Origin of the sequence: Lysobacter sp. CA196 (genome assembly GCF_052078695.1) — a bacterium.
Classification (GTDB): Bacteria; Pseudomonadota; Gammaproteobacteria; order Xanthomonadales; family Xanthomonadaceae; genus Lysobacter.
The window spans coordinates 142,866-162,228 of the sequence record NZ_JBQJIN010000004.1; the positions used below are offsets into that span (position 1 = coordinate 142,866).

The following is a 19,363-nucleotide window of genomic DNA, read 5'->3' on the forward strand; positions in this document are numbered from 1 at the left end:
CCGGGTTCCGATAGCGCGTCGGCCTGAAGGAAAACGCGAACGCCGCTCCCACCGGAGCGGCCATCTCATCGTGCCCGAGGGCGCGATGGACTATCGGATGAAGAATCCTTATGCGACACGATATGTACAAAGTGATCGTCGAACGGCCGCGGCGTGGAGGCTTCCACGCTTCGCGTCCGCCGCGCGATCCGAACGACGAGCGCCAGCGCGAGAGCCTGAAGTTCCGCCACCGCCACGACCCGAAATGGCTCAATGAAAACCTGCGTCCGCTGCAGCGCTACCTGGGAAGGCAGCTCGGGCGACGTTGGGATTTCGTCTACTCGGAACTGTGCGGGCAAGTCGACCGGCGCAACACCGTGCAGCAGCACATCCACCAACACATCGAGGATTTCGTGGCGATGCAGGTGCATCGGATCGACGGCGAGCTGTACGCCTTGCGCCGTTACGGCGGCTTCAAGACCTTGGCCGAGTCCTGGCACGACCTGTACGTGTGCCCGGACAGCGGTTGCCTGATGCGCAACGAAGCGGCGATCCGTTTGCGGATCGAGCGGCGGCGTGCGCATGCGCGGGACGTACGCAACCGCCGGCAAGGGCTGGAACCGGAGGTGCGCAGGCTCGGGCCGACCGCCCAGTTGCGTCGCATCGACGGCATCTGGTATGCGATCGAGCTGGCACCCATGCCCGCATCCTGGCAACGCCAGCCGCGTCACGGGATGCACAGCACGGTTCGCATCGTCGCCCACGATACGTTCCTCGGCCTGCCGGCCAGCGACTGCGCAAGCCGGCGCGAACGCCTGTACGGAAACGCCGGTCTGTACGCGCGGCGCAAGCGGCAGCTCGGACGCACCGAACTGCTCGAATACGGACTCAACAACGACGACCTGCCGGACGCGTACGACGCGCCCCTGCCACGGCGCCGACGCTGCCAAGGCACACCGCGGACCGATCCGTCCCGGCGGTCGCCATCAGGAACATTGACATGACTACATCAAGCTATGAACTGCTGCACGCCGACGAAGGCGCCGTGCCGGTCAAGGCCTGGGTGCGCGGCGTGCCGGTCGACGAAGGCGCGCGGCGACAACTGCGCAACATCGCCGCCCTACCCCACGTCGGGCCTTGGGTCGCGGTGATGCCGGACGTGCACCTCGGCAAGGGCGCTACCGTCGGTTCGGTCGTGCCCACCCGCGGCGCGATCATTCCGGCCGCGGTCGGCGTCGACATCGGCTGCGGCATGGCCGCGGTGCGGACCACGCTGCGGGCCAAGGACCTGCCCGACAGCCTGGCCAAGCTGCGCTCGGCGATCGAGCACTGCGTGCCGGTCGGCAACGGCCGCGGCGGCGAGCACCGGCGCTTGCCGGACAGCCATGCCACGCGCCTGGCCAAGTCCGGATTGGCGCAGCGGCTCGACGCCATCCACGCCAGGCACCGCAAGCTGCGCACCGACAAGCTCGACAAACAGATCGGCACGCTCGGCGGCGGCAACCACTTCATCGAGGTCTGCCTCGACGAAGCCGGCGCGGTGTGGGTGATGCTGCATTCGGGCTCGCGCGGCACCGGCAACCTGATCGGCAGCTATTTCATCGAACTGGCGCGGTTGAAGCTCGAGCACCGCGTGCTCGGCTTCCATCTGCCGGACAAGGACCTGGCCTTCCTGCTCGAAGGCGAGCCCTTGTTCGACGACTACATCGAAGCGGTGTCGTGGGCGCAGGACTACGCCCGCCACAACCGCGAAGCGATGATGGACCGGGTCCTGCACGCGATGCGGATCCAGTTGCCGAAATTCCAGTTGGAAAAGACCGCGGTCAACTGCCATCACAACTACGTGCAGCGCGAGCAGCACTTCGGCGAGCCGCTGTGGGTGACCCGCAAGGGCGCGGTCAGCGCCCGCGAGGGCGAGCTCGGCATCATCCCGGGCAGCATGGGCGCGCGCAGCTACATCGTGCGCGGCAAGGGCGATGCCGACAGCTTCCACAGCTGCAGCCACGGTGCCGGCCGGGTCATGAGCCGCAGCGAAGCCCGCCGGCAGATCACCCTGAAAGACCACCGCGAGGCCACGGCCCACGTGGAATGCCGCAAGGACGCGGCGGTCATCGACGAGTCGCCGGCGGCCTACAAGCCGATCGAAGCGGTGATGGCTGCGCAGTCCGATCTGGTCGAGGTGGTCCACACCTTGCGCCAGGTGGTCTGCATCAAGGGTTGAAGCGCTCTGTTGGCGCTTGCGACGCCGCTCCTCGCGGGCGGCGTTTTTTATCCGCGCGTGTGCTTGAAAACGCAGTCGTATCGGTCGCCGCATTCAGGGCGCGCCGCACTCGTGGTTCAGCTTTGTTTGCGTCTTTTCCGCATTTTCTGAACGTCACGCGCTCGTCTGAACAACCTTTACGCGTCTTTGCGACTGTGCTCGCGTTTCGTCTGTGCGCTGGCGACTTTTCCAGGCCCGCGATGCCGCGAAAACCGATATCGTCCGGATGCAAGAGGAATGCCAACGGACTGAGCTCATGACGCATCGCAATGCCGATCGGCTGCCCTCCTTCCACTCCGACAGCGAGTGCGAACCGACCCCGACCGCCGCGTCCGCGGCGGCGCTATCCCACGAAACCCGCGAACTCGCGATCACCTACGGCATCGGCGCCCGTCTGCATCACGGCGAACGCCATTGGTTCGATATCCGCGACGACCTGGCCCGCGGCTGGGAGCGTTTGTGCGGCCGCGAATGCGTGCCGTGGACCCAGGTCGAAGGCGACGTCGAAGGCGCCTGGCGCCTGGTGCTGGCCGACTGACGCGGCTAAGCCCGCATCATGCCCGCCGACAAATTCCCCGCCGGCGCCTCCCTGCACCGGACGAGTGGGCGATACACCCACTGAGCCGCGTTGCGTACACGGCCCGGGTCGAGAAAACCATAGGCGCCGACTCGCTCAGGCGCGCACCGGCTGCGGTCGGCGCCACTGCCATTTCAGATTCACCCCGAGCGTGCCGATCACGATCAGCACCACGCCGAGGCTCTGTACCGACACCAGGCTGTGGCCGTAGACCAGATAGTCGAGCAGCAGCGCGATCACCGGATAGATGAAGGCCAGCACCGCGATCGTCGCCACCGGCAGGCGCGGATACGAGGTGTAGAACAGCACGTAGCAGACGCCGCTGTGGATCAGGCCGAGACCGGCGAGCCAGAACCAGTGATCGCCCGGCACCCACACCGCGGCGTAGTCGGCGAACGGCGCCAACATGACGATGCCGACCAGACATTGGACCAACACCACCGCGAACGGACGCTCGCGGCTGATCCGTCGCGACAGCAACAACGAGGCGCCGCACAGGATCGCGGCGACAAAGGTCAGGCCGACGCCGATCAAATAACCGCTGCCGGCGCTGTTCCACAGCTTGAAGGGGTCGGCCGAACACAGCACGCCGACGAAGGCGATCGCGGTCCAGCCCAGGTCGGCGCTGCGCGTGCGTTCGCCGTAGAACATCGCGGCCATGCCCATGACCACGAACGGGAAGAAGTGGTAGACCATCGTCGCCACACCGATCGACGAACGCGCCATACCCGCGAACAGCGCGACCCAGTTCAGCACCAGCAGCACACCGCTGAAGATCGCAGAGCGGATCAGCGCGCGTTCGCCGAGCAAGCCGCGGAACAGGCCGCGGGCGCCGCCCCAGGCGATCAGGAAGGCGCTGCCGAAGATGCAGCGGAACAGCACCGCGGTGATCGCGTCCTGGCCGCTTTCGTGCACGAACACGCCGACCGAACCGATCAACAGCTCGGCGATCAGCAACTGGATCAGGGCGCTACGCGACTCGCTCGGGGTGACGGCGTTCATGGCGGCAACGACAGGGGGAAGGACAGCCTAGGCCGAGCCGACCGACCGATACAGATTCAGTTAGGATCGGATTCGACCAGTACAGATCCCGGCTACCGTGGACCCTCGCCGGCACGGAAGCGCGGCGACCGTCCCTGCCCGAGAGTCCCGCCCCGAGAGAGCCGCGCATGCCCCAGGACCTGCTCTACGAACGCCTTGCCGACCGCATGCGCCGGCAGATCCAGCGCGGCGTGTTGCGCGCCGGCGAACGCCTGCCCTCACTGCGCCGGCTGGGCCGCGACCAGCGCATCAGCCTGGCGACCGCGGTCGAGGCCTATCAGCAACTCGAACGCGAAGGTCTGATCGAAGCGCGTCCGCGCTCGGGCTATTACGTGCGCTCGGCGCCGATGCAGGCGCCGCGCAGCCCGCGCGCGCGGCACCTGTCGCGCGCACCGATGCCGGTGCGCAACCCCGCCCTGCTCGGCGTGCTCGACGTGCAATCGCGCCGCGACCTGGTGCCGCTGCATGCGGCGACGCCGGCCGCGGCCTTGCTGCCGAGCGCGGCCCTGGCCGCTTCGATCACCCGGGTGATGCGACGCGACCCCGATACCGCGCTCGGCTACACCGTGCCACAGGGCTTGCCGGAGCTGCGCGAGCGCATCGCCCAACGCTACGGCCAATGCGGGGTCGAGATCGATCCCGACGAAATCGTCATCACCGCCGGTGCGATGGAGGCGATCAGCCTGACCCTGCGCACGGTGACCCGACCCGGCGACATCGTGATCCTGGAGACCCCGACCTATCACGGCCTGCTGCAGGCGGTCGCCGCGCAAGGCTTGCGCGTGCTCGAAGTGCCCAACCGCCCCGGCCTCGGCATTGACGCGGCTCAGGTCGGCGAGCTGCTCGAACGCCATGCCGTGCGCGCCGCCCTGCTGGTGCCCAATTTCAACAACCCGCTCGGCAGCCTGACCAGCGACGCCGACAAGCGCGCTCTAGTCGCCGCCTGCGCCGCCCACGGCACGGTGGTCATCGAAGACGATCTGTACGGCGAACTGGCCTACTCCGGCGAACGCCCCTCGCCCTTGCGCCGTTACGACGACGGCGAGCACGTGGTGACCTGCGGCTCGTATTCGAAGATGCTCGCGCCCGGCTTGCGCGTCGGCTGGATGCTCAGTGGCCGCCGCACACCCGAGCTGTTGCGCACCAAGAGTTTCTCGACCGTCGCCACCGCGACCCTGCCGCAGATGGCGCTGATCGAGCACTTCGCCCGCCACGACGTCGAGCGCGGCCTGCGTCGCCTGCGCCGCGCCCTCGCCGACAACGCCCAGGCCTACCGGCAGGCCTTGCTCGATCACTGGCCCGACGGCACCTGCGTGGCCGAACCGGCCGGCGGCATGACCCTGTGGATCGAACTGCCCGACGATATCGACGGCCAGGCCTTGTTCGAGGCCGCACTGGAACGCGGCATCGGCACCCTGCCCGGACATTTGTTCTCGAACCGCGGCGACTACACCCACCACATGCGTTTGAGTTGCGGACAACCCTGGGATCGCAAGATCGAAACCGCGCTGCGAACGGTGGGGGAATTGGCGAAGGGGTTGCAGGGGTGATGCGCAGTAACGTGGTCGGCCCGTGGTCGCGGCTTGCGCCGCTCCTACCCAAGAGCTGCGCAAGCAAAGGGGTAGGAGCGGCGCGAGCCGCGACCGCGTCGTAGCCGATCGCTGCGCGACAGCATAGTCGGCAGGCGACGACGCGCATTCTCCCCACCGCAAACAAAAGGCCGCCCAAAGGCGGCCTCTCTCGCACCATCGCCATCCGGCGACACGCGACCTCTTACTGTTCCACCGAACTCAAGCCGTCAGCAGGCTGGGCAAGAACTGATCCAACGCCGTCTTCACCTGCTCCACATCGAGGTCGGGCTGCGAAATCGCCCGCATCGCCAGGCCTTCGATCAGGCACTGCAGGATCAACACACGCGTATCGACGGCAGCCTTCGGAATGCCGAGGCCGCCGTCCCTGGCGCTGCGCGCAAACCAGGCCGCGAGATCGGAGCGGAACACCCGATCCGAGGCATGGGTCGCCGCGGCGATCTCCTCGTCGCGGGTCGCCTCGGCAGTCAGTTCCAGGAACAAGGCCGCGCTGGTGATGTTGGGATCGTTGGCCTGCCATTGCTGGAAGACTTCGGCGATGCCCGACACCAGGTCGCTGGTCGCGTGCAGCTTGGCGATATCGGCCCGCGCCTCTTCGAGCTGGCGCTCGATGATCGCCAGGATGATGTCGTTCTTGCCCTTGAAATACCGGTAGATCAGGCCGGCGCTCATGCCGGCCGTCTCGGCGATATTGGCCATGCTCGCGGCATGGAAACCATGCACGACGAAACATTTCTGGGCCGCGGTCAAAATGCGCTCGCGCTGAGCCAGCGCGCGCGCCTCGGCCTTGGCGGTGGGCTTGCCCGGGGTGCTCATTGGCTGCGCTCGTTCCAGCCACCTCCAAGGACTTTGTAGAGCGTGACGCGATTGGCCTGTTCGGCCCGGCGCGTCGACACCAGGCCCTGCTGCGCGGCATACAAGGTGCGCTGCGCATCGAGCTGGTTGAGATAGCTGTCGCGGCCCGCCTTGTAGCGCGCGGTCGACAACTGGTCGGCGCGGGTCGCCGCTTCGACCAGGGCTTCCTGCGCCTGGCGCTGTTCGGCCAGGGTCGCGGTCAGCGCGAGCGCATCGGCGACATCGCGGAAACCGGACTGGATCGCCTTTTCGTACTGGGCCAGAGCGATGCCCTGGTCGGCCTTCGCCGAACCCAGCCCGGCGCGCAGCTTGCCGCCCTGGAAGATCGGAATATTGACCACCGGGTTCACCGTCCACACGCGCGTGTTCGAGTCGAACAGACCCGACAGCTCGTTGCTGGAGCTGCCGAGCAGGCCGGTCAAGCTGATCGACGGGAAGAACGCGGCGCGCGCGGCACCGATGTTGGCGTTCGCCGCACGCAGCAGATGCTCGGCCTGTTGCACGTCGGGTCGACGCAGCAGCACCTCCGAAGGCAAGCCGGCCGGCAAGGCGCCGATGCCGGTGGTACCGTCGGTCAGGCGCTGCGGCAACAGCGCCGCATCGACCGGCTCGCCGACCAGCAGGTTGAGCGCGTTGACGTCCTGCGCGACCTGGCCGGCGTAACGCGCCGCATCGGCGCGCGCGGTCTCGACCTGGGTGCGGGCCTGGCTGACTTCCAGCCCCGACACCGCACCGAGTTCGCGGCGCTTCTCGGTGAGGTCGTAAGCGGCTTGCTGATTCTTCAAGGTGGCTTCCGACACCGACAACAGCTCGCGATCGGCAGCCAGGGTCAGGTAGGCGTTGGCGACTTCGGCGATCAGGCTGAGCTGGGCGCTGCGGCGGTTTTCCTCTTCGGCGAAATAACGCTGCAACGCGGCCTGGCTGAGGCTGCGCACGCGGCCGAACAGGTCGAGCTCGAAGTTGGCGATGCCTACACCGGCGGTGTAGACGTCGGTGACCTGGCGATTGTCGCCGCCGGTACGCTGCAGCTCGGCGCTGGCGCCGACCGCAGGCAGGCGGTCGGCGCGCTGGATGCGGTACTGCGCCCGCGCCTTCTCGACGTTGAGCACGGCCACGCGCACATCGCGGTTGTTGTCGAGGGCGCGGCCGATCAGGTCTTCCAGGTTCTGGTCGACGAAGAAATCGCGCCAGCCGATGTCGGCCACCGCGACGGCCGCAACCGTCGCGGGATCGGCTGATGTCATCGCCGCAGCGGTCGTCGGCGCGGCGCCGGCGAACGCCTGGGTGGTCGGCGGCAACGGCCACTCGCCCGGGATCGCCGCATCGGCGGCGGGCAGCTTCGGCGCCAGGCTGACGCAGCCGGTCATGGCCAGCGTCACCGCGAGCGCCAGGGCATGGGTGGAGAACTTATTCATGGCTCTGCGCTCCTTCCGCGGCAGGCTGCGAGGGCGCAGAGGTGTCCTTGGCCGCATGCTTCTTCTTTCTCACGAACAGCTTCTCGACCACGACGAAGAACAAGGGCACGAAGAAGATACCGAGGAAGGTACCCACCACCATGCCGCCGAGCACGCCGGTACCGATCGCACGCTGCGCACCGGAACCCGCGCCGCTCGCCAAGGCCAGCGGCAACACGCCGAGGCCGAACGCCAGCGAGGTCATGATGATCGGGCGCAGACGGTCGCCGACCGCGGCCAGGGTCGCCGCGATCAGGTCCATGCCCTTCTCGAGGTTTTCCTTGGCGAACTCGACGATCAGGATCGCGTTCTTGCTCGACAGACCCACGGTAGTGAGCATCGCCACCTGGAAGTAGACGTCGCGCTCCATGCCGCGCATCCAGGTCGCCAGCACGGTACCGAGGATGCCCATCGGCGCGATCAGCAGCACCGAGGTCGGGATCGCCCAGCTTTCGTACATCGCGGCCAGACACAGGAACACGATCAACAGCGACAGCGTGTACAGCAGCGGCGTCTGCGCACCGGCCTGGCGCTCCTGGAACGACAGACCGGTCCATTCCAGACCGATGCCCGTCGGCAGTTGCGCGACCAGCTTCTCGACTTCGGCCATGGCCTCGCCCGAGCTCACGCCCGGCTTGGCTTCGCCGTTGATTTCCAGCGCCGAGACGCCGTTGTAGCGTTCCAGGCGCGGCGAACCGAACTCCCAACGGGTGCTGGCGAACGCAGAGAACGGCACCATCTCGCCCTTGTCGTTGCGCACGTACCAGCGGTTGAAGTCGGTCGGCGCCATGCGGAACGGCGCATCGGCCTGGATGTAGACGCGCTTCACGCGGCCGCGGTCGACGAAGTCGTCGATGTACTGGCCGCCCCAGGCCGCCTGCAGGGTCGAGTTGATGTCGGCGATGTTCAGGCCCAGGGCCGAAGCCTTCTGGTTGTCGACGTCGACGCGGAACTGCGGCGTGTCTTCCATGCCGTTCGGACGCACGTTCTGCAGCAGCGCGCTTTGACCGGCCGCGCCGAGGAACTGGTTGCGCGCGGCGACCAGCGCATCGTGGCCGAGCGCACCGTTGTCCTTGAGGTAGAACACGAAACCGTTGGAGTTGCCGAGTTCGAACACCGCCGGCGGCGCCAGCGCGAACACGAACGCATCCTTGATCTGCATGAAGCTGCCCATGGCGCGGCCGACCACGGCGTTGACGCTGTTGTCCGGCATCGGCGTTTTGCCGAAGCTGGTCAGCCAACGCCAGCGGTCGCCCCAGGTCGCTTCGCGCTCTTCCCACGACTTCAGCTGCGAGAACGCCATACCGGCATTCTGGCCGTTACCGGCGAAGCTGAAGCCCTGCACGGTGAACAGCGAGTCCACGGCCTTGTCGCCGAGGAACTGCTCTTCGACCTTCTTGAGCACTTCGCCGGTGCGTTCCTGGGTGGCGCCGACCGGCGCCTGCACGATGGTGAACAAGAAGCCCTGGTCTTCCTGCGGCAAGAACGAGGACGGCAGGCGGAAGAACAGCACCGCCATCAAGGCCGCCATCGCCGCGAACACCATCATGAAGCGGCCGGTGCGGGTGACGATGCCGTGCACCGCGTTCTGGTACTTCTTGTTGCCGCGGTCGAACTTGTCGTTGAACCAGCCGAAGAAGCCCTTGTCGGAAGCGTGGTGACCCTTCTCGATCTGCTTGAGCATGGTCGCGCACAGCGCCGGGGTCAGCACGATCGCGACCAGCACCGACAGGCCCATCGCCGAGACGATGGTGACCGAGAACTGGCGATAGATCACGCCCGTCGCGCCGCCGAGGAAGGCCATCGGCACGAACACCGCCGACAGCACCAGGCCGATGCCGACCAGCGCGCCGGTGATCTGGTCCATGGATTTGCGCGTGGCTTCGATGGGCGACAGCCCTTCTTCGCTCATCACGCGTTCGACGTTCTCGACCACGACGATGGCGTCGTCGACCAGCAGGCCGATCGCCAACACCACTGCGAACATGGTCAGCATGTTGACCGAGTAACCGAACAGCGCGAGCAAGCCGAACGTGCCCAGCAACACCACCGGCACCGCGATCGTCGGGATCAGGGTGGCGCGGAAGTTCTGCAGGAACAGGTACATGACCAGGAACACCAGCACGATCGCTTCGAGCAGGGTCTTGACCACTTCCTCGATCGCCACGCGCACGAACGGCGTGGTGTCGAACGGCGTGACCGCGGTCAGGCCCTTCGGGAACGACGGCTTGAGTTGCTCGAGTTCGGCCTCGATCGCCTGCGCGGTGGCCAGCGCGTTGGCGCCGGTCGCCAGCGAGACGGCGATACCGGTCGCCGGCTTGCCGTTGAAGCGGGCGATGGTGCTGTAGTCCTCTTGCCCCAGTTCGACCCGGGCCACGTCGGACAGCTTCAGCACCGCGCCGCTGCTGTTGGCGCGCACGACGATGTTCTGGAACTGCTCGGCCGTCTGCAGGCGGTCTTGCGCGGTGATGGTCGCGTTGAGCTGCTGGCCCTTCACCGACGGCGTGCCGCCGAGCTGGCCGACCGCGACCTGGGCGTTCTGCGCGCGCAGGGCGGTGATGATATCGGTCGGGGTGAGCTTGTAGGTGTTGAGCTTGTCCGGGTCGAGCCAGATGCGCATCGCGTACTTGGTGCCGAACAGCTGAGTGCTGCCGACGCCGTCGACGCGGGCGAGCGGGTCGACCAGGTTGGCGGCGACGTAGTCGGCGATGTCCGCGCCGCTCATGCTGCCGTCTTCGGACACGAAGCCGATCACCTGCAGGAAGGCCGAGTTCGCCTTCGACACGCTCACGCCCTGCTGCTGCACGATCTGCGGCAGCAACGGCGTCGCCAACTGCAGCTTGTTCTGCACCTGGACCTGGGCGATGTCGGGGTCGGTACCGCTTTCAAACGTCAGGGTGACGCCGGACTGACCGTCGGACGAGCTGGTCGCTGACATGTACAACAGGCCGTCGATGCCCTTCATGTTCTGCTCGATGATCTGGGTCACCGAGTTTTCGACGGCCTTCGCCGAGGCGCCGGGGTAGGACGCGTTCACCGATACGGTCGGCGGCGCGATGGTGGGGTACTGCGAGATCGGCAGCTGGGTGATCGCAATCGCGCCACCGAGCATGATGATGATCGCCAGGACCCAGGCAAAGATCGGGCGATCGATAAAGAACCGTGCCATGAATTTCTCCGATTACTGCTTCGGCGCGGCGGGGGCCGCGGCCGGCCTGGCCGGCGCTGCGCCCTTTTCGGTCGCGTCGACCGGCATGCCGGGGCCGATCTTCTGCAGGCCCTCGACGATGACCTTGTCGCCTGCCTTCAGGCCGCCTTCGACCAGCCACTTGTCGCCGATGGCCTGGCTGACCTGGACCTCGCGCGGCTCGACCTGACCCTTGGCGTTGACGACCATCGCGGTCGCCGCGCCCTTGGGATCGCGCGAAATGCCCTGCTGCGGGACGAGCAACGCGTTCTGGCGCACGCCGGTACCGACCAGGGCGCGCACGTACATGCCGGGCATCAGGATGTTGTCGGGGTTCGGCACCACCACGCGCAGCAGAAAGCTGCCGGTGCCTTCGTCGACGGTCACCTCGGAGAACGCCAGCTTGCCTTCCAGCGGGTACTTGCTGCCGTCTTCGAGCAGGATCGTCACCGGCGTGGTCGCCTCGGTCAGGGTGCCGGCGGCGATTTGCTTGCGCAGGGCGAGCAGTTCGGCGCTGGACTGGCTGATGTCGACGTGGACCGGATCGAGCTGCTGCACCACCGCCAAGGCATCGGCCTGGTTGGCCGTGACCAGCGCGCCCTGCGTCACCGCCGACTTGCCGATGCGGCCGCTGATCGGCGAGGTGATGCGCGCACGGCCGAGGATCACGCTGGCGCTTTGCACCGAAGCGCGGCCCGAGGACACGTCGGCCTGGCTCTGCTTCAGCGTGGCGACCGCGGTTTCGTCGTCCTGCTTGCTGACCGCGTCGATCTTGACCAGGTCGCTGGAGCGGCGCGCATTGAGCCGTGCCGAATTCAGCGCCGCTTCGCCGCGGGCCAAGGTGGCGCGCGCGGTTTCGAGGTCGGCGGCATAGGTCTTGTCGTCGAGCTGATACAGCGGCTGCCCGGCCTTGACCAGACCGCCTTCGGTGAACAGACGCTTCTCGACGATGCCGTTGACCTGCGGCCGGACCTCGGCGATCAGCGACGCGCTGGTGCGCCCCGGCAGCTCGCGGGTCAGGGTGATGGTCTCGGGCTTGAGGGTCACCACCGTGACCTGGCCCTTCTGGCCGCCGGGACCGCCCGGGCCGCCTTGTTGATCGCCGCCCTTGCCGCAGGCGGCGAGCGCCAAAGCGAGCACGGAGACAGTGAGAATTGCCTTATAGGACATGGACTTGCGCGACGGCATGGGGGAGCCTCAGGACGTTGTGGCGGTCGGACGGACCGCGGCCACTTCAAAGAATGAACGATCATTCTCTTTTTTAAGCCGGTCCAGGTCAACCCGCCCCTAGCCCGTTCAGGCGGGTTTTCCATGCGTTTTTAGGGCTTCCGGCGCGTTTTTGTGCAAAGCAGCGCCGAAAACGCTCGTTCGGCAAGGCCAGGCGGTCGGGAGGGGCTTGGGCTTTGGGCCGAGTCGGCAAAGGGCGGATTACTGGACTAGCGGAGTGGCCGGAACCGGATGCCGCGGTGCCGGACCGTTGGCGATCACCGGCGTTTGGCCGTCAAATCATTGGTCCGTCGAGTTGGTAAGGGGTTTGCGGGCTTTTCATACGAGGGCACGGCCGATGATCCGGTCGAAGGTGGGTCAGGCGCGTCCACACACAACGCTGCACTGCGGCCGAAGCCCCATGCCGACGTCGACTGCGGTAGCGTTCGGAAGCGGCGTCGCCTGCAGCTCAGCTCAGCCGCGCTGCATGCGCAGGCGTAGGCGCACGATGAAAGCGAGCGTGGTCCCGACAATGCGCTCAAGCTGCACTTCGAGGCAGTGGAAAGCTCTCGCCCGAAGAGCAAGACACTATCATCGACGTCATTAACGGCGTGCTGCTCAAGCACGAAGCACAGCGATGGAGCCAGCCGCGCAAGTGCGCCGCCAGCTAAAAACGAAGCCCCCGCGTGAGCGGGACTTCGTTTGCACCAAATTACTTAGGGTCGCTCAGCCCATTGCTCGGCGACATACAAAAGCAGCGCCGAGATATGCACCAACAAAAGCGGGTTGGCATCAGAAATACTTTCTTTCAGATCAGAAATAAATTCCCAGTCGTCATGCAAGCTGCCGATTGATTCAAGTTGCGGCTTTTGCTTTGTGTCATAGCGTTCTGGCGAACTAATTTCCCAATAGAAATTCTGTTTGAGCTCCAAAAGCCCATCTTGGGACATCTCTGACTGAACAATGCGCAGAGCGGCGTCCGTAACTCGTCGCATAGTTTCTAGGTCAATCTTATCGGCCATGTTTTGCCTCACACTTAGCTAGTTCACGCTCCCATTGTACAATTTGCTTTATCAGGCTCGCAATGCGCCAAGCAATCTCGGCTTCATCGTTCCCCTTTCCTAACTTCCCAAGATTGTCGTGGGCATAGGGATTTGCAATGTATTTGGCGAGCTTCTGCTTGTGCTTTTCAAGTTGCTTGCGAATGCCCTTACAAGGATCGTCATCCGGGCACACGGCCTGGCCGGCGTAATGTCCGATAACGCCGCCGACTCCAGCGCCAAAGACACCGCCTGCTGAGCTTCCAGCTACGGCCCCGGCACCTCCGCAGCCAACAGTTCCCACGCCAGGCGCGACCAGCGTGCATGCAGCACCACCGCCAACAGCTCCGCCGACGCCACCTCCCACGTAGCCAACACCACCGCCGACAACGCTGCCGACTACTGTGCAAGCTGCGACGCACTCAGGGTCTTTATCGAGACCAAGGGAATCCGTGAACTGCAGCGGGCTCGAACCTACGTACGAATAAGTGCTCGTTCCAGCCAGCAGTCCCATTGGATCGCTTTCCGCATACCGCCCAGTGCCCCCCTCATAGTCCCGGAAGTAGTTGTAATTCAGCCCTGTAGCCGCATCAAAGCGCTGCCCCGGGAACCGCATATCGAACACGAACGCGGTGCCGTCCTGATCGGGATCCTGGTTCGGCGGGTTGTTGCCAAAGGCTTCGCCCTTGGCGTCCCAGGTCCAGACCGCGAGGTTGCGGCTCGGGTCGATCACCGCTCGCGGGGTGCCCAGGTGGTCGGGTTGCAGGTAGCGCAGGGTCTGCGCGACGCCTGCGCCGACCATCAGGCCGACCGGTTCGTCGCCTAGCCAGACGGCCTGCTGCTTGGACGCGCCGTTGGCGTCGTAGTCACCCAGCCAATGGCCGGCTTCGTCGTACAGCGTGTAACCGGTGATCGCGCCGATGGCGTTGTCAGCCCGCGAGACCCGCTCACCCTTGGCGTTGTAGTGGTAGCTGGCTTTCACTACGCCAGCCTGCTTGACCTGGCTCATGCGGTCATTGGCGTTGTAGACGAACTCCTTGGCCGCGCCGCCGATGCTGGTGGTGTTGCCGACCGAATCGTAACTTCGGCTCACACCACCAACGTTGCTCAAACGATGGTTCGTGCTCGGATAGGTGTAGTCGATAGTGATGCCCGCGTGCAGCAAGCTAGTGCGGTTGCCGGTTGCGTCGTAACCGTAACTCTCCAGCGGCGTGCCGGTCGGGCCGTCGCGGGTGATCTTCAGCCGACCCAGGGTGTCGTAGTCGTACTTGGCCAGGAACGCGCTTTCCAGGCCGTCCTTGAGTTCGGTCAGTTCGCCGACTTCGTTGTAGCCGTACGACAGCGACAGGCCGCCGCTGGCGCTGTCGAGGATCGTCTTGGCGCGGTAGTCCTGGTCGTAGGTGCGGACTAGGCTGCGGCCGTTGCCGTAGGTCCAGCCGGTGGCCGGGCCAAAGGGCTCGTAGGTGGCGTTGCTCAGTAACACATTCCGAACACCGTCGGCCGGCGTCACGCCGATGGCGCTTACGCGACCTTGGCTGTCGCGAACGTAATCGGCGACGGCGCCGTCGGGATAGGTCACAGCCTGCAGCTGGCCACCCAAGGTATAGGCGTAACGCAAAGTGAAACTCTGGCCGTCGACCGACTGCACCTTGCGCACGACCTGACCGAAACGGTCGTAGCAGTACTTAAGTTCGGTGCCTTCGGTGCGCATGGCGGTGACCCGCCCGATGGCGAAGGTCTCGCCGGCAGTACACACCGAGTTCACGGTATCGTAGTCGTACTCGACATCCGCGCTACCGCTACCGTACGACACGGTCTTGGTTCGACCCAAGGCGTCGTAGGTATAGGTATGCGGTTGGGCGTCGTTAGCGTCTTGCTTGCTGGCCACTTGGCCGGCCGCGTTGTAGCCGTAAGTCGTCACGCCGGTGTCGGGGCTCGACAACTGGATCTGATCGCCGAAGCCGTTGTAGCTGTAACTCGTGCCCAACCCCTTCGGGTCGACAACCTTGGTGGTCTGATCGAATGCGTTGTACTCGAACTTGGTTTCGACCGCGAGACCGTTGATGTCCTGCAGCGTGCGGCTCAGGCGGTTCAGCGGATCCAGGTTCTGATCGGTGATCCGACCCAACGCATCGGTGGTTTGATCGAGATTCCCGCCAGCGTCGTAGCTGAAGGAAGTCGCATTCTGCGACGCATCCTTTACCGCCTGCAGTTGCCCGAGAGCGTTATAGACCCGCGACAAGGTCCGCTTGATCGTACCGCCCGCGGTCTTGGTATCTTCCCGTTTCCGGTTTCCCGCATCGTCGAGCGTGTAATGAATGCTGTTTCCGGCATCGTCGACGATATCGGTCAGGCGCTTGGCCGTATCGTAGACATAGCTGGTGGAAGACCCGTCCGGCAGCACCACCCTCTTGACTGTACCGGCCGGCCAGTACTCGATACGGCTAATGCGGTCGTCCGTTTCCACGCTGTCGTTGGCGCCACGAACCTTCGTCGCGGCGATCCAGCCGCGCGGGTGATATTCGAAATCGGTTACGACGCCGTTGGCATCCTTGGCCGACAGGATCCGACCCGAGCCGTCGTAGCGCAAGGTCTCGGTGACTTGCCCAAGCGCATCGGTGATCTTCCACAGATCGCCTTTCCGGTACATACACGTAGCCGGCGAGCTCGAGCAATCCGGGTGTTCGGCCGGGCGATAGGTGTAGGCCACAACATCGGAAAGGTCGGCTCGCGGCCCATCCACAGACCGAACCAGTCCCAATAGCGGGCAAAAACCGGCGGTAATGTCGGCCTGTTCGCAATAGGTCGACGTGGTGGTACGCGTGGAAACGCCATCGGTCTGCGACTGGGTCAGCGCTTGCCCGCGCGCATTGTATGTCCAAGCCTCCGTCCGCAGCAGATTCGAAGAGGCGTCGTACATGCGGCGCTGAAGCGGCACTCGCAGGCCGGTCAGCCAATCGGTTTGCGTCTTGCGCTTGGCGCCGGATGCGTCATTCGCCGCATCGACCCGCTGAGTCAGCAGACCCGCTGTACTGTAGTCATAATCGGTCTGCACGCCCTTCAGATTGGTGACGATGTCCGGATGGCCGTTAGCGTCGAAAGTCTTCTGCAACACCTGTTCGCCGTTGCAGCTAGGGCAAAGGCCGGATTGGCTGCTGAGACGGCGCACATCGTGCATCGTCGTGAAATTGACCGTCGTCACCGCACCGAGCGGTTGAGTGAGCGTGGCCGAACCATCCGGGCCGTAAGAGACCGAAACCCGATCGACCGTCGAAGCGGTTCCGCCATGCACGCTCAGAGTGACTCGGTTCTGCGAATCGTAATCCCAAGAGGACGACCTATTACCGTTCTCGTCGACGATACCGGTCAGCAGTTGCGGCTGACCGGATTTCTCGTACAGATAAGTGACAGTCGGGTTGTCCGACGTCGTTCCCGCGGTGGCGTCCGGATAAACCGCCGACGAAAGCCGGCTGGAGGTATAGCGATAGAGAATCTTGGAACCATCGGGCAGTGCGGCCTCGGTGGCCATGCCCGAACTCGCCAGAAACCCGATCGACCGCCCCTTTCGATCGGTGACTTTGCTCAGCGCGCCGTTGGCGCCATACGTCAACCAGGCGTAGGCGCCACGCGTGTCTTCAAGACGGATGAGGCGCCCGGCGGCATCATAGACCTCACGCGAACCGGCACCCTTGGTTTCCAGGATCCAGCCGTCATGGAGACCCTCCGGTGTCGCCAGTTGGGTCAGCCGCTCGCTGACATCCGCGTCAGTGCGCCATTCGCCCGACGGCGCATCGAAACGAAACGTTATGGCATTGCCCTCGGGCCGCCAGAAAAACGCCGGCATCTCGCGAATCAGAGACACGGCGACCGGCCTCGAGAAGCCCAGCGCTTTGCGATCGTAGTTCGATTGCCAGTTCGGCCCGAACAAGGTCGGGGCGAGGCTGGGCGAGTAGCTGTGATAATAACGCGTGAGTTCGAGATCGCCATCGGGGCTTCTGTAGTCCACCGCGGACTGAACCTTCGCTCCAGTAGCCAGATTGCAAGGGTTGCCGGCGGTGTCCTCGGGGCAGCTCGGCGGCTTCGGATTCGGAATCCGCTTGATCTCGTAGGTATATTCGCCGCCGGTGCAGTTGGACCTCAGGCGAGCGATCGCCGTGGTCGGTTCGCCCGACGGCGGAATAACCACCGTCGTGCCCAGATGCGTATAGGGATTGCTGCAGGTCTGGAAGCACTGCATCGTCGTGACTGCATTGTTGTGCTTCATATGCAGGACCGCGACTTCGTCCGGGTCCTTCGAGTAAGCCGCGGGGGTTCTGCATTGCTCGGCGCCCGCCGATGTCGATGACGGGTAGTGCCACATGCTCGCCGGAGGGTCCGCAGGATTTTGTGCCAGTACAGGGCAGGCGATCAGGAACAAGGCGGCAACGCACAGCGCGCGGGCCGAGCGCAGTCTGCTCTCGAAGGACATTAACTTGGACATGCTGTGCCTCTTCCATGAAGTACCGAGAATATTTGCAGATTGCGCCCGACATCCGACTGCCTTGAGAAAGATCCACTATTGCTCAAGGCTAGTTTTACTAGCTACGGCATCTTCCCCGCGAATCGCTACGCAGTTTCATTGCCGCCCCTGATGCCTATTCGCAATGGCCGCAGCGCAGACCGCATGATCTGCTATGGCTCATAGGAGACACAATGTGTGCCATGTGGGTATACGTGGCCGGGGCTCGACCGGTCTCGAACCCGACTCGAGTCCCCCAATCGGCCACGCTCCAGTCACTTTAGGCGGCAACCAGAGGCAGCACTCTTTGCAGTGCTGGCAGACGGCCACGCAGTATGAATGCGGGGAGTCGCACCTGAAGAAACTTGATCGGTAGGGCTATCGGTACCGTCCCCAGGGGATCGCTCTGAGCACAATTATGACTTCCACGTCATTGGGCGCCGATCGGGGCGGAGAGCGACAATCGATTCGCCCCACGGCAGCAAGATCGACGCGGCGACTGCATCGAGACAATAGGACCGCTGGGCGTGGCGTAGAAGCAGCCGCAGCCTGCCGTGCGTACCGACACTGCCGGCTCAAAAAGAAGCTGGCAGGCGCGAAGCCGTAGCTGGCAAAGAGGCGATGCGACCCTGTTGATCGCAAGGCGCATGCTACGGATCGAGCGGAGTCAAGACAAGGTCCGGATGCGTGGGCGCCAAGGCGAGCCGGCCCTGCGTTGATGACGAAGGTCGAAATGGCCGGCCATGCGGCGCGCCCCGTCCATCGCCTGTGTTAAGTCGGCGCAGAACCCGCAGCGAGCAGAACGTCATCCAAAAACGAAAGCGCCATCCCGGCGAAAGGGATGGCGCAGTAGCTCGGGCACAGCGAACAAAGACGCGGCGCGTCCTGCTCGCCCGGAGCGATCAGGCCTGGCCGGATGCCGGCAGGCCCGCAATCTGCCGCAGCGCCGCTTCAAACTGTTCGACCGGTTGTCCGCCCTGGATCAGATGGCGATCGTTGATGATCACCGAGGGCACGGCGCGGATGCCTTGGCTTTGATAGAAGCGTTCCTGTTCGCGAACGTCGTCGGCATATTCTTCGGAGGCCAGCACGGCACGGGCGCGCGCTTCGTCGAGGCCGGCTTCGGCGGCGGCGCGGGCGAGGATGTCGTGGGCGGACACGTCCTGGCTGTCGGTGAAATAGGCCTTGAGCAGGGCGTTCTTGAGCGCGTGCTCCTGGGCGGCACCTTCGGTGGCGGCCCAGTGCAGCAGGCGGTGGGCGTCGAAGGTGTTGTAGATGCGGTCGCGTGCGTTGAATTCGAAGCCGACCGCGGCGCCGCGCTGGCGCAGGGCATCGCGGTTCTGTGCGAGTTGCTGAGGGCTGAGGCCGTATTTGTGCGCCAGGTGCTCGTCGATGCTCTCGCCTTCGGGCGCCATCTGCGGGTTGAGTTCGAAGGGCTGGAAATGCAGCTCGACTTCGACCTCGTCGCCGATCCGGGCGATGGCCTGTTCGAGCGATTTCAGGCCGACCGCACACCACGGGCAGACCACGTCGGAAACGAAGTCGATCTTGACGCGCGGCGTCGGGTTGGAGGCGGGCTGAGTCATGGGAGGGGCTGCGCACGAGGCGGTTGGAATGAACCCTCACGATGCGGCCTGAACCGGCGGGGTTCAACCGGCTCCGCGCCGCACCAGCGGA

Annotated in this window: 12 protein-coding genes; 4 read left to right on the plus strand and 8 right to left on the minus strand. The window is 65.0% G+C overall.

Annotated features, from left to right (window positions below; genetic code table 11):
- Nucleotides 1-110: 110 nt before the first annotated feature.
- The 3 genes from ACTOWK_RS05825 (at nucleotide 111) to ACTOWK_RS05835 (ending at nucleotide 2,777) form a co-directional block, all read left to right on the plus strand.
- The gene (locus ACTOWK_RS05825) at nucleotides 111-983 is read left to right on the plus strand and encodes a hypothetical protein (protein WP_441329238.1); all 873 of its coding nucleotides are present in this window, start codon (nucleotides 111-113) and stop codon (nucleotides 981-983) included.
- On the plus strand, nucleotides 980-2,200 hold the full coding sequence (locus ACTOWK_RS05830) for an RtcB family protein (protein WP_441329239.1): 1,221 nt from the start codon (nucleotides 980-982) through the stop codon (nucleotides 2,198-2,200). Before ACTOWK_RS05825 ends, ACTOWK_RS05830 begins: the two co-directional genes overlap by 4 nt.
- A gap of 295 nt (nucleotides 2,201-2,495) precedes the next feature.
- On the plus strand, nucleotides 2,496-2,777 hold the full coding sequence (locus tag ACTOWK_RS05835) for a hypothetical protein (protein ID WP_441329240.1): 282 nt from the start codon (nucleotides 2,496-2,498) through the stop codon (nucleotides 2,775-2,777).
- Between the two features lie 135 nt (nucleotides 2,778-2,912).
- Here the strand turns inward: ACTOWK_RS05835 and ACTOWK_RS05840 are convergent, their stop codons facing one another.
- A complete protein-coding gene (locus ACTOWK_RS05840; RefSeq protein ID WP_441329241.1) occupies nucleotides 2,913-3,818 on the minus strand; it encodes a DMT family transporter in 906 nt (301 codons plus the stop codon).
- Between the two features lie 167 nt (nucleotides 3,819-3,985).
- Between ACTOWK_RS05840 and ACTOWK_RS05845 the strand changes: the two genes are divergently transcribed.
- Nucleotides 3,986-5,407, plus strand: a complete 1,422-nt coding sequence (locus ACTOWK_RS05845) for an aminotransferase-like domain-containing protein (protein WP_441329242.1) — start codon at nucleotides 3,986-3,988, stop codon at nucleotides 5,405-5,407.
- Nucleotides 5,408-5,647: 240 nt separating this feature from the next.
- On the opposite strand, the gene ACTOWK_RS05850 is transcribed toward ACTOWK_RS05845, so the two are convergent.
- The 7 genes from ACTOWK_RS05850 to ACTOWK_RS05880 all read right to left on the minus strand — a co-directional run bounded on the left by ACTOWK_RS05850 (nucleotide 5,648) and on the right by ACTOWK_RS05880 (nucleotide 19,272).
- On the minus strand, nucleotides 5,648-6,262 hold the full coding sequence (locus ACTOWK_RS05850; protein WP_441329243.1) for a TetR/AcrR family transcriptional regulator: 615 nt from the start codon (nucleotides 6,260-6,262) through the stop codon (nucleotides 5,648-5,650).
- The gene (locus ACTOWK_RS05855) at nucleotides 6,259-7,716 is read right to left on the minus strand and encodes an efflux transporter outer membrane subunit (RefSeq protein ID WP_441329244.1); all 1,458 of its coding nucleotides are present in this window, start codon (nucleotides 7,714-7,716) and stop codon (nucleotides 6,259-6,261) included. Before ACTOWK_RS05855 ends, ACTOWK_RS05850 begins: the two co-directional genes overlap by 4 nt.
- Complete coding sequence (locus ACTOWK_RS05860) at nucleotides 7,709-10,924, minus strand: efflux RND transporter permease subunit (RefSeq protein WP_441329245.1); 3,216 nt, start codon at nucleotides 10,922-10,924, stop codon at nucleotides 7,709-7,711. Before ACTOWK_RS05860 ends, ACTOWK_RS05855 begins: the two co-directional genes overlap by 8 nt.
- A 12-nt stretch (nucleotides 10,925-10,936) precedes the next feature.
- Complete coding sequence (locus tag ACTOWK_RS05865; RefSeq protein WP_441329246.1) at nucleotides 10,937-12,112, minus strand: efflux RND transporter periplasmic adaptor subunit; 1,176 nt, start codon at nucleotides 12,110-12,112, stop codon at nucleotides 10,937-10,939.
- Between the two features lie 752 nt (nucleotides 12,113-12,864).
- Complete coding sequence (locus tag ACTOWK_RS05870; RefSeq protein ID WP_441329247.1) at nucleotides 12,865-13,170, minus strand: hypothetical protein; 306 nt, start codon at nucleotides 13,168-13,170, stop codon at nucleotides 12,865-12,867.
- Nucleotides 13,160-17,668 (minus strand): RHS repeat-associated core domain-containing protein, encoded by a 4,509-nt coding sequence (locus tag ACTOWK_RS05875; RefSeq protein ID WP_441329248.1) that lies wholly within the window; start codon nucleotides 17,666-17,668, stop codon nucleotides 13,160-13,162. Before ACTOWK_RS05875 ends, ACTOWK_RS05870 begins: the two co-directional genes overlap by 11 nt.
- 920 nt (nucleotides 17,669-18,588) lie before the next feature.
- Entirely contained in the window at nucleotides 18,589-19,272 is a 684-nt protein-coding gene (locus ACTOWK_RS05880) for a DsbA family oxidoreductase (protein WP_441329249.1), read from the minus strand.
- Nucleotides 19,273-19,363: the final 91 nt, after the last annotated feature.